Genomic DNA, 10,916 nt, shown 5'->3' on the forward strand with positions numbered 1-10,916 from the left:
TGGGGCCGCTTTGCGGCCCCAATTACAAACACCCAAAGCAAAAACAATCATCAGGTCATCTGAATGATGGTCTGCATGATGGTGCTTTCAGTGGAAATGGTCTTGGCATTGGCCTGGTAGTTGCTCTGCGCCTTGATCAGGTTGACCAGCTCGCCGGTCAGGTCGACGTTGGAGTCCTCCAGGGCACCACCGGAAATCTGGCCGAGGGTACCGGTGTCCGGAGCGCCGATCACCGGCACGCCCGAGGCATAGGACTCTTTCCAGTTGGTACCGCCAATCGGCGTCAGGCCCTGCAGGTTGGCGAAGTTGGCAATCGCCACCTGGCCGATCACCTTGTCCTTGCCGTTGGTGAAGCTGGCAAACAGGTAGCCGTTCTGGTCGATGCTCAGCCCCGACAGCTCACCGGTGGCGAAGCCATCCTGGGTTTTGGCGATTTCTGCGGACGACGCGTTGTATTGGGTGGCACCCAGCATGTCCAGCTTCACACCGTCCGCGTTGGCGATGGCGCCATTGGCCGACCACTCTCCAGCGGCGTTCTTCTGCGCCGGGATCCAGTCGTTGAGCTGGAAGATCTTGTCTTCGCCAATGCTCAGGCCGCCCGCGACGTCACCCGCAGTCATTGCATCCTTGTCCAGCGTACCATCGGACTTGAACGGCACGGCGTTGACCAGCGGCGTGGTGGAAGCCGGATTGGCCGGGTTGCGGCCATCGATAGTGGTGTGCATGGACCAGGTATTGGTCGCGTCGTCCTTGATGAAGTACTGATTCATCTGGTGTTCATTACCCTGGCTGTCGTACACCGGGGTATTGAACGTGAAGTTGTAGGAACTGGCATTGGTGGGATCGAAGGGCGTCACCGACGGGGAGGTCGCGGCCGAGTTCAGGTTGATCTTCTCGGTGATGAGGCTGGTCGGCTTCGGCGTCAGGTTGGAAGTATCGATCTGCAGGTCAGTCAGGATGCCCTGGATGATCTTGCCATCCTCGCCGACCGCATAACCCTGCAGGTTGGCACCCGAAGCATTCACCACATAACCGGCCTTGTCGCTGTAGAAAGCGCCCGCACGGGTGTAGATCTTCGAGCCGTTATCGTTCAGGGCAAAGAAGCCGTTGCCATCGATAGCCATGTCCAGCGCCTGGCCGGTGGCGTTGATATTGCCTGGCGTGAACAGCTGCGAAACCGCGGCAGTCTTTACCCCGGTGCCGATCACGGTCTTGCCTGCGCTGGTGCCGCGAATGGAGTTGGAGTACTGGTCGGCGAACTCGGCACGCGACGACTTGAAGCCAGTGGTGGCAACGTTGGCAATGTTGTTGCCGGTAACGTTCAGGGCCTTGTTTGCTGCATAGAGGCCGCTAAGGCCGATATTGAAAGACATGTGTAACTCCTGTCGTTTTGCTCAGGCCCTAGATGCCGATGCTTTGAATTTTGGAAAGCGCAACACTGCCCAGCCCGGCCAGGTTGAGCGTCATCTCCGAACCGTTGCTACCCATGGTCACACTGGTAACCGAGGCCGGCAGGTTGGTGGTCATGGCCGTGGCCTTGCCATCGATCGAGGCGGTGGCCTTGAAGGTGTAGGTCCCGGCGGCCGCGACTTCACCGTCATCGTTCAGGCCATCCCAGGTAAAGTCGATGCTGCCAGCCTTCTGGGTCCCGAGCTCGATGGTGCGCACCAGCTTGTCGTCCTTGTCGTAGATCCCCACCGAGGTGGAGGTACTGGACGACGTCAGGTTGACCGAGCCCTTCATGTCCTTGCTGGTATCGACCACAGCCTTATCGGTCTGGACAATGACGTTGCGCCCGACCAGCGAGGAGGCCTGCAAGGCCTGGGAAGATTGCAGCCCAGCCGCGATGTAGGTCACTGCGTCGTTCAGCGACTGCATGCTTTCCAGGCTGCTGAACTGCGCCAACTGGGCTACGAACTCGCCGTTTTCCTGCGGGTCGAGCGGGTTCTGGTTCTGCATCTGGGTGACCAGCAACTGCAGGAACGCGTCCTTGCCCAACGCGCTGCCGGCGGCGCCGGTAGAGCTGTCAGTCTTGGACGTCTGCTTCTGCAGCGAGGTCAGGTATGCGCTGCCGACGTCTGTAGTGGAATTGGTGGTGGTCATGTCGGCTTCCTATCACTGCCCCAGGGTCAGCACTTTCTGCATCATGTTCTTGGCCGTGTTCATCAGTTCAGCGTTGGTCTGAAACGCGCGGCTGGCGGAGATCATGTCAGCCATCTCCTCGACCACATTGACGTTCGGGTAGTAGACGTAGCCGTCCTTGTTCGCCGCCGGGTGGTTCGGCTCGTAGCGTGCTTCCAGAGTGCTCTGGTCTTCGACGATGCCTTTTACCTGCACGCCCTGCCCTGCCTCGCCCTGGTCTTCGAACAGCGACTGGCTGCTGCCGGCCTGCGCATTCTGGAAGGTGGTGGCGAACACCGGGTGGCGGGCGCGGTACGTCTGGTCGATGCTCGAAGACACGGTCTCGGCGTTGGCGATGTTGGACGCCACGGTGTTCAGACGCGTGTTCTGTGCGCTCATGCCGCTACCGGCAATATTGAAGACACTGGAAAGGGACATGGTCATTCTCCCCGCAGGGCGGAAACCAGCCCTTTGAATTTACTGTTGAGCAAGGTGAAGCTGGCCTGGAAGCCAATCGCGTTTTCCGTGTAGTTCGATTGCTCGATCTGCGCATCCACGGTGTTCTGGTCGATCGACGGCTGCAGCGGCGTGCGGTACTTGAGGGTATCGTCAGCCGCGATGGTGAGGCCTTCGGCTTCGATGTGCCGGCTGTTGGTACGGTCCATGGCGAAGCGGCCGCCTTGCTGCTTGCTGGTCTCGGCGGCGAGCACCGAAGAAAAATCCATGTCACGCGCCTTGTAATTGGGCGTGTCGGCGTTGGCGATATTGTTGGCCAACACCTCGGCACGCTGGGCGCGGAAGCCCAGGGCCTTTTCGTGGATACCAAGCGCCTTGTCGAAACTGATGCTCATGTCGGGGAAACCTTCAGAGGTTGACCGGAATTTCGTTGAGCAAGGTATAGCAAGGGCTGTGCCAACCACTGGAAAGCCCGTATTTATGGGGTTTTGCAGCGCAGTACTGTCAGATTGATGCCAGAAAAGCGGCAAAGGCCTTCCGCCTGAGGTGACAAAAGCGGCAATTGATGGGCGGCAAAAGCGGCAAAACAAAAAATTGACGTCAGTGTTTTCCTGTGCGGGCCTCTTCGCGGGTGAACCCGCTCCTACGGCGGGCTGTGTCCAACCTCCGAGGTGTGTCCACCACCAATCTGTGTAGGAGCGGGTTCACCCGCGAATACGGTGGCGGCGACAACGCTGAACGGCGGGTGGAAATTGGCCAGCAGGGCCGGCCTCTTCGCGGGTAAACCCGCTCCTACGGGGATCTCGGCAGGAACAGCGGATAGGCAAACAAAAAGGCCGGCATCTCTCGATACCGGCCTTCGTGCTTACTTGGCCTGGTAGATGATCCCCGGGCTGCACTGCACCATCTGGTAATGGTCCGGCAAGCCGTTCAGCGCTTCCGAGGCGCCGAGGAACAGGTAGCCACCGGGCTTGAGGGTACTGTGAATGCGCAGCAGGATGTCCTTCTTCACCTGCGCCGAGAAATAGATCAGCACATTCCGGCAGAACACGATGTCGAACTTGCCCAGACTGGCATAGCTGTCGAGCAGGTTGAACGAGCGGAACTCGACACGGCTGCGAATCGCCGGCTTGACCGCCCAACGCCCCGGACCCTTGGGGTCGAAGTAGCGCTGCAGGCGTTCCTGGGACAGGCCGCGGGCAATCGCCAGGCTGTCGTATTCGCCGGTCTTGCAGTTGGTCAGCATGGTGCCGGAGAGATCGGTGGCGACGATCTGCGCCCCCATCTTCAACTGGCCGAGGTTGCTGCGCTCGAACTCGTCGATCGCCATTGAAATGGAATACGGCTCCTGCCCCGACGAACAGGCCGCCGACCACATGCGCAGGCGCTGGCCGGGGTTGTTGCGGATGAACTCGGGGATCACCTTGTTCTTCAACACCTCGAAGGGGTAGGTGTCGCGAAACCACAGGGTCTCGTTGGTGGTCATGGCATCGACCACCTGCTCGCGCAAACCGCCGCGCGGCTGGGCCTGGATGCGCTGCACCAGCTCACCCAGGCTCTTGATGCCCTGTTGTTCCATCAGCTTGTTGAGACGGCTGGAAACCAGGTACTGCTTATTCTCGCCCAGCAGGATGCCACAGGCTTTCTCCAGGAAGACCCGGAACTGTTCGAAATCCAAATTACCCGTAGACACTACTGCCGCCTCTTTTCAATCACTGGTGCCGGGGGCATGCCCCCGGCTGCTTCAATGCGCTGCCTTGATCCGGTCGACCACCCGCTGGGCCAGGTCGTCCGGCTTGAACTTGGCCAGGAAGTCATCGGCGCCGACCTTCTTGACCATTGCCTGGTTGAACACCCCGGAAAGCGAAGTATGCAGGCAGATGTGCAATTTTTGCATGCGCGGATCGCTGCGAATCTCCGCCGTTAGCGTATATCCGTCCATTTCCGGCATTTCAATGTCCGAGATCATCATCAGGAACTCTTCTTCCGGCTTTTTGCCCTCATCCACCAGCTGACGCAGGTAGTTCAGCGCCTGACGGCCATCATTGAGCGCCACCACCTCGACCCCTACGGTCTGCAGGCAACGGCTGACCTGCTTGCGCGCCACCGACGAGTCGTCGACGGTCAGCACCCGCATCAACACCGCCTTGTCCTGCACTTCGGCATCGATCACACCGGCCGATACCGACTCGGACGACGGCGACACTTCGGCCAGCACCTTCTCCACGTCGATGATCTCGACCATGCGGTTGTCCACCCGGGTGACCGCAGTGAGGTAGTGATCACGGCCGGTACCCTTGGGTGGCGGATGGATCTCTTCCCAGTTCATGTTGACGATGCGCTCCACCGAATGCACCAGGAAGCCTTGGGTCTTGGTGTTGTACTCGGTGATGATCACGAAGCTGTTGCGTGTATCTTCCTGCAACGGCCGCAACCCGGTGGCCATCGACAAGTCGAGGATCGGGATGGTCGCCCCGCGAATATTGGCAACGCCACGCACCACAGGGTGCGCCTTGGGCAGCAGGGTCAGCGCAGGGCATTGCAGTACTTCCCTGACCTTGAACACATTGATGCCGTAAAGCTGTTCGCCATTGAGGCGGAACAGCAGCAATTCCAGGCGATTCTGCCCCACCAGCTGCGTGCGCTGGTTGACCGAATCCATAACACCCGCCATGCCAGACTCCTTAACGTTTCAGCCTTTCGTTGCAACTCAGGTAGCGAGTCGGCACGGGCTTTGCTTTTTTGAGTGTCATGCACACGAAAACGACATTTTCCCGACGATTGACACGCCTGCTGACTGGCCCGCTGGCCACGCTGTGCCTGCTGATGCCCGGCGTTCGCACGGTGGCGAACGCGTTCACCTTGCCTGAACAGCTTATCGGTGTCACCCAAGGGTTTCTTGAATTCACCGTTGAAGATTATCTGTCCACTACCCAGACCGCCGGCCGCTATGAAATCCAGGTCAACCCGCTGGACCCACGCCTGCGCATGCCGTTGTGCAGCCAGCAGTTGGACGCCTCACTGGAAAGCCCGGCCCAGCCGCTGGGCCGGGTGACGGTACGGATACGCTGCAACGGCGCAGCACCGTGGACGGTATTCGTGCCGGCCACCGTGCGACTTTTCCGCGACGTGGTGGTGGTAACCCGCCCGCTCAAGCGCGACAACACGGTCGGCGAAGGTGACGTGGCCCTGCGCGAGCGCGATGTCGGCACCCTGGGCCAGGGCTTTCTGACCGAGCTGGACCAGGCGGTGGGCATGAAGATGCTGCGCCCCACGGTGATCGACCAGGTGCTCACCCCGCAACACCTGGAACAGGCCGAGGTGGTGCGCAAGGGTGACCAGGTGGTGATCATTGCCCGCAGTGGCAGCCTGAGTGTGCGCATGCCGGGCGAAGCCCTGAGCAAGGGCGGCCTGAGCGAGCAGATCCGGGTACGCAACCTCAATTCCAAACGCGTGGTCAAGGCCAGGGTGACCGGCCCGGGCCAGGTCGAGGTCAGTATGTAGGCCAGCCACCAGATTGCGCTGGCAGTGAGGAACCGCTTTTCCTAAACTGAGTCAGAACATGGGTTCGCGGGCTTGCCGACAGGCGGCAATGCATTTGTGCCTAAAGTTTATATCGGGTTGGCCGAAAACAAGGCAAGCGTCCAAATACCCAGAGGTTTCTGATCATGGTCATCGACTTCAGTCGTTTGAATAACTCTCCGTCCGTCACGGGCGGCGTGCGCGGCAACACCGCGTCCGGCAGCGCCGAAAAACCGGCAGCCAGCCAGGAAGCGGTGAAAGACACCAGCGCCAGCGGAGAGGCGGTACACCTCAGCCAAGAGGCACAGCAGTTGCAGAAAATCAGCGACAAGCTGCGCGACGAGCCAGTAGTCAACAGCGCCCGTGTGGCCCAGTTGAAGCAGGCGATCGCCGACGGCAGCTACCAGGTCGATGCCGGCCGGGTCGCCAGCAAACTGCTTGATTTCGAAGCCCAGCGCTGACCGTACGGCGCGCTGACTTCACGGACGCCAGAAAAGCCAAGAGTTAGCCATGCACGACACCACCTTGCTGCAACTGATCGAAGATGACATTGCCCCGATGCAGGAATTGCTCGACCTTCTGCACAAGGAAGCAATCGCCCTGCATGGCCGCGACATGCCGCTGCTGGAGCAAATCCTGGCGCGCAAGCAGTCGTTGATCATCTTGCTCGAGCAGCATGGTCAGCGCCGCAGCCAATTGCTCGGCAGCCTGGGCCTGAGTGCCGACCGCACCGGTGTGCAGGCTGTAGCCGCGCAGTCACCTCATGGTGATGTGATGCTGCAGCGGCTCGACATGTTGTCGCAACTGATGGACGACTGCCAGCAGGTCAACCAGACCAATGGCCGGATCATCCAGGTTCAGCAACACGTCACCAACAACCAGATCCGTATCCTTCAGGGCGGCGATTCGCCTTCGCTCTACGATAGCCGTGGCAGCACCTCGCCGCTGGCCAAACCGCGCGCGCTCAGCCAAGTGTGATTTTTCTATCAAGGCACAGAACATAGTGGCAAAATGCCGTTACTTGCGTGTGTCGCTTTTGCCTGGAGAACGATAAGCTGTGTTCAATGAATCCGATGCCCCGCAACCACCCAAGGTGTTGAGCACCCCCTTGGAGATTGCGGCCAACTTGCGGCAGCTGCAGGAAAGCCACGACCCCCTGATCATCACCTTCCACGACCGCAGCCAGCGCTTCCAGAGCTATGTGGTACACGTGGACCGCGAAAGCAACACCCTCGCACTGGATGAGATGATCCCCCGTGACGGCGAGAAATTCATCGAGAACGGCGAGCACTTCCGTGTCGAAGGTTTCCACGATGGTGTACGCATCGCCTGGGAATGCGATCACGCGCTTAAAATCAGCGAAGTCGACGGCCACCGCTGCTACAGCGGCGCCCTGCCGCAAGAGATGACCTACCACCAGCGCCGCAACGCCTTCCGCGCCGCGCTGAAGCTATCGCAGCTGGTCGACATCATCCTTGACGGTGCTCACCTCAAGGGCAACGGCGCCATGCGAGGCAAGCTGCTGGATATCTCGGCCACCGGCTGCAAACTGCGCTTCGAAGGCAATGTCGAAGACCGCTTGCAACTAGGCCAGGTGTATGAGCGTTTCAAGGCGGGCAACCCACTGGGCCTGGTGGACACCATGGTCGAGCTGCGTCATCTGCACTATGAAGAGCGCATCAACACCACCTTTGCCGGCGTGCGCTTCCACAACCTGAGCGGGCAGGCTCAACGCAAGATCGAGAGTTTCGTGTACCAGCTGCAGCGTGAGGCGCGGCGGTTCGACAAGGACGATTATTGATCGTCGGTCGGTAAAACAGAAAACGCCACCTGCTGAGGTGGCGTTTTCATTTGTGTTTCTGCTGGGCTGGCCTCTTCGCGGGTAAACCCGCTCCTACAGCGACTTGCTGACCTCTTCAGGTTCAGGCGCCTGTTGCTGCGCACCCTTCTCTTCATCCTCGGTATCTTCAGCCGCCACCGGCGCCTGCATCACGTCCTGCACAGTCTGCTCATCCACCCGCGGGTCCAGCGCCGCCGACAACGGCGAGCCGGCCGCCGGCATCGCCACGTGGCCCAGCGGCGCATCCTGTACCTGATGCAGGCCGGTAACCGCTTTCGGCCGAATGCGCCAGACCAGCACCAGGGCAAAGAATACGAAGAAGGCATACAGCATCTGCGCGCCCAGCACTTTCATCAGAACCCCTGCCGCCAGCGGACCGACGCATGCACCCACACCGTAGGTCACCAACAGCATCGCCGTCAGCGATACCCGGCGCTCGCTTTCCACGTGGTCATTGGAAAAGGCAACCGCCAGCGGGTACAGGCAAAACTGCAGCAACGAGATCAGGAAGCCGATACCGAACAGCAACTCCAGCGGCACAGTGGGCAGTATTGCCAATGGCGCAGCCGCCAGCGCCAGCCCCACTGCCACACTCCGAATCAGCACCGCCCGGTCATAACGGTCAGACAACCAGCCCAGCGGCCACTGCACCAGCAGGCCGGCAAAAATGCAGCTACCCATGAACAGACCGATCTGCTCGGTACTCATCCCCTGGCTTGACGCATATAAAGGCGCCAGACCGTAGAACGAGCCGACAATCAGCCCCGAGCCCAAAACCGTACTGAGCGACTGCGGCACGCGCTTGATGAAGAACTTCGGCTCCATCGGTGCCGGGCGCAGGGGCGCCGGGTGAATACGCCGGGTCATCGCCACGGGCACCAGGCACAGGGCAAAGCACATTGCCACCAGCATCAGCAACTCAGGGCCGAGCTGCGGGTGCACCACCAGAATCAACTGGCCAAGCACCAGCCCCAGGTACGAGGCAATCATGTAGCCGCTGAACACCGCGCCCCGGTGCTTCACATCGGCTTGCTCATTGAGCCAGCTCTCGATGACCATGTATTGGCACATCATCCCCAGGCCGACGATCACGCGCAGCCCGACCCAGGCCGGCAGCCAGCTGGTCAGGCCATGGCCGAGCACCGCAGCGCCGACGATACCGGCACAGGTAGCATAGGCGCGTATGTGCCCTACCCGTCCGATCAGCCGGTGGCCAACCTTGCCGCCAACCGCCAGACCAAAGTAGTTGGCCGCCATCAACGCACCCACCCAGAGGCTGTCGACGTGGTCGGCAGCCAGGCGCAGGGCCAGGTAGGTGCTGAGCAGGCCCGAGCCGATCAACATCATCAGCGCGGCGAAATACAACGACTGAAACGGCTTCCATACATTTCGCATACGTCCCGTGGAGCTCCCTGGTCAGGTGGCAGTTTTGGGTGCTAGCAGCATAAAGGCAAAAACCGCCTGGCGCAGGCCCCCCGACAGCTATTTGGCACTGCGGGGGCGTGCCCGGTGCAGGTTGTGTCGCGCTCAGGCCTGTGCCGCCAGGACCCGGCGCTCCCACGGCGTGATCTCGTCGAAGAAATCGCTCAGCTCAAGGGTCTTGCTGGCAATGTAGCCTTCGATGAACTCGCTGCCGAACAGTTCCCGCGCCAGCGTGCTGCGCTTGAGCCTTTCAAGGGCCGCGTGCAGCGTGCACGGCAGGCTCAGGTGTTCGGGTACTTCGAATTCGCCCTGGATGGCTGGCGATGGCTGCAAGCGCTGCTCGATGCCATGCAGCCCGGCGGCCAGGCTGGCAGCAATGGCCAGGTACGGGTTGGCATCGGCGCCAGGCAGGCGGTTTTCCACCCGTCGCGCGACCGGCGCACTGGCCGGAATGCGCAAGCCAGCGGCGCGATTGTCCTCGGACCAGCACGCATTGTTCGGCGAGGCATAGGGGTGGCACAGGCGCTGGTAGGAATTGACGTTGGGCGCGAACAGGGCGGTGAAGTCGGCCATGCACGCCTGCAACCCGCCGATGAAATGGTGGAAGGTGTCTGTCGGCAGGCCTTGCTCGTCACTGAACACGTTACGCCCGCTGCCGACCTCGACCAGGCTCTGGTGAATGTGCATGGAACTGCCGGGCGTACGCGCCAGCGGCTTGGCCATGCAGACCACGGTCAGCCCGTGCTTGAGCGCCACTTCCTTTAGCAGGTGCTTGAACAGGAAGGTCTGGTCGGCCAACAGCAGCGGGTCGCCGTGCAGCAGGTTGATCTCGAACTGGCTGACACCCATTTCGTGCATGAAGGTGTCACGTGGCAGGCCGAGTGCGGCCATGCAGTGGTACACCTCCTTGAAGAACGGGCGCAGGCCGTTGTTGGAACTGACACTGAACGCCGAATGGCCCAGCTCGCGGCGGCCATCGCTGCCTACAGGCGGCAGGAACGGTTGCTGCGGGTCGGTGTTGGGGGCAAAGACGAAGAACTCCAGCTCGGTTGCCACTACCGGCGCCAGGCCCAGTGCCGCATAGCGGGCTATCACGGCCTTCAGCTGGCCCCGGGTGGACAATGCCGAGGGCCGGCCATCCAGCTCGTTGGCATCGCAGATGGCCAAGGCGCGGCCGTCATCGCTCCAGGGCAGGCGGTGGACCTGACCGGGTTCGGCCACCAGTGCCAGGTCGCCGTCATCACTGCCGTAGAATTTCGCCGCTGGGTAGCCGCCCATGATGCACTGCAGCAGCACACCCCGGGCCATCTGCAGGCGACGGCCTTCGAGGAAGCCGTCGGCGGTCATCACCTTGCCGCGCGGGACGCCGTTGAGGTCGGGGGTGACGCATTCGATTTCATCGATGCCCTGGAGCTGAGCAGTGCTCATGACGCTTGTCCTTGTTGTTGTAGGCTGACAACAACATAGGCTGCGGGTGTTTAAAATATCAAGCAGCCTATTGGTGGCTGTGCCGGCCTCTTCGCGGGTGAACCCGCGCCTACGGGTGGGTGCGATC

The 10,916-nt window shown here is 61.0% G+C and carries 12 protein-coding genes; 4 read left to right on the plus strand and 8 right to left on the minus strand.

Translation table 11 applies throughout. The features are described from left to right. Nucleotides 1-50 precede the first annotated feature (50 nt). From flgE to ACF8FG_RS03275, 6 genes are all read right to left on the minus strand, one after another. Nucleotides 51-1,373, minus strand: coding sequence for a flagellar hook protein FlgE (gene flgE / locus ACF8FG_RS03250; RefSeq protein ID WP_014590122.1), 1,323 nt, complete (start codon nt 1,371-1,373; stop codon nt 51-53). A gap of 28 nt (nt 1,374-1,401) precedes the next feature. Next, nucleotides 1,402-2,103, minus strand: a complete 702-nt coding sequence (gene flgD, locus ACF8FG_RS03255; RefSeq protein WP_014590121.1) for a flagellar hook assembly protein FlgD — start codon at nt 2,101-2,103, stop codon at nt 1,402-1,404. A 12-nt stretch (nt 2,104-2,115) separates the two neighbouring features. Beyond that, nucleotides 2,116-2,559, minus strand: coding sequence for a flagellar basal body rod protein FlgC (flgC, locus tag ACF8FG_RS03260; protein WP_003254469.1), 444 nt, complete (start codon nt 2,557-2,559; stop codon nt 2,116-2,118). Nucleotides 2,560-2,561: 2 nt separating this feature from the next. Further along, nucleotides 2,562-2,972 carry a flagellar basal body rod protein FlgB gene (gene flgB / locus ACF8FG_RS03265; protein ID WP_392518604.1) on the minus strand — a complete coding sequence of 137 codons (411 nt, stop codon included), beginning with the start codon at nt 2,970-2,972 and terminating at the stop codon, nt 2,562-2,564. A 470-nt stretch (nt 2,973-3,442) separates the two neighbouring features. Beyond that, nucleotides 3,443-4,270 (minus strand): protein-glutamate O-methyltransferase CheR, encoded by an 828-nt coding sequence (cheR, locus tag ACF8FG_RS03270; RefSeq protein WP_004575768.1) that lies wholly within the window; start codon nt 4,268-4,270, stop codon nt 3,443-3,445. A gap of 51 nt (nt 4,271-4,321) precedes the next feature. After that, a complete protein-coding gene (locus ACF8FG_RS03275) occupies nt 4,322-5,251 on the minus strand; it encodes a chemotaxis protein CheV (protein WP_010955104.1) in 930 nt (309 codons plus the stop codon). Nucleotides 5,252-5,328: 77 nt separating this feature from the next. Here ACF8FG_RS03275 and flgA point away from each other — a divergent pair, with 77 nt between their 5' ends. The 4 genes from flgA to ACF8FG_RS03295 all read left to right on the plus strand — a co-directional run bounded on the left by flgA (nt 5,329) and on the right by ACF8FG_RS03295 (nt 7,900). After that, a complete protein-coding gene (gene flgA / locus ACF8FG_RS03280) occupies nt 5,329-6,081 on the plus strand; it encodes a flagellar basal body P-ring formation chaperone FlgA (RefSeq protein ID WP_012051593.1) in 753 nt (250 codons plus the stop codon). Between the two features lie 164 nt (nt 6,082-6,245). Then, nucleotides 6,246-6,560 carry a flagellar biosynthesis anti-sigma factor FlgM gene (gene flgM, locus ACF8FG_RS03285; RefSeq protein ID WP_003254479.1) on the plus strand — a complete coding sequence of 105 codons (315 nt, stop codon included), beginning with the start codon at nt 6,246-6,248 and terminating at the stop codon, nt 6,558-6,560. Between the two features lie 49 nt (nt 6,561-6,609). Continuing rightward, nucleotides 6,610-7,077, plus strand: coding sequence for a flagella synthesis protein FlgN (locus ACF8FG_RS03290; protein ID WP_010955106.1), 468 nt, complete (start codon nt 6,610-6,612; stop codon nt 7,075-7,077). A gap of 79 nt (nt 7,078-7,156) precedes the next feature. Further along, nucleotides 7,157-7,900, plus strand: a complete 744-nt coding sequence (locus tag ACF8FG_RS03295) for a flagellar brake protein (RefSeq protein WP_012051591.1) — start codon at nt 7,157-7,159, stop codon at nt 7,898-7,900. Between the two features lie 93 nt (nt 7,901-7,993). Here ACF8FG_RS03295 and ACF8FG_RS03300 read toward each other — a convergent pair whose 3' ends face one another. Then, nucleotides 7,994-9,334 carry an MFS transporter gene (locus ACF8FG_RS03300; protein WP_014590118.1) on the minus strand — a complete coding sequence of 447 codons (1,341 nt, stop codon included), beginning with the start codon at nt 9,332-9,334 and terminating at the stop codon, nt 7,994-7,996. A 132-nt stretch (nt 9,335-9,466) separates the two neighbouring features. Further along, nucleotides 9,467-10,708 carry a glutamine synthetase family protein gene (locus ACF8FG_RS03305; RefSeq protein WP_167665923.1) on the minus strand — a complete coding sequence of 414 codons (1,242 nt, stop codon included), beginning with the start codon at nt 10,706-10,708 and terminating at the stop codon, nt 9,467-9,469. Between the last annotated feature and the right edge of the window lie 208 nt (nt 10,709-10,916).

The sequence above is a fragment of the Pseudomonas sp. YQ_6 genome (assembly GCF_043103245.1).
In the GTDB taxonomy this organism is placed as follows: Bacteria; Pseudomonadota; Gammaproteobacteria; order Pseudomonadales; family Pseudomonadaceae; genus Aquipseudomonas; species Aquipseudomonas alloputida.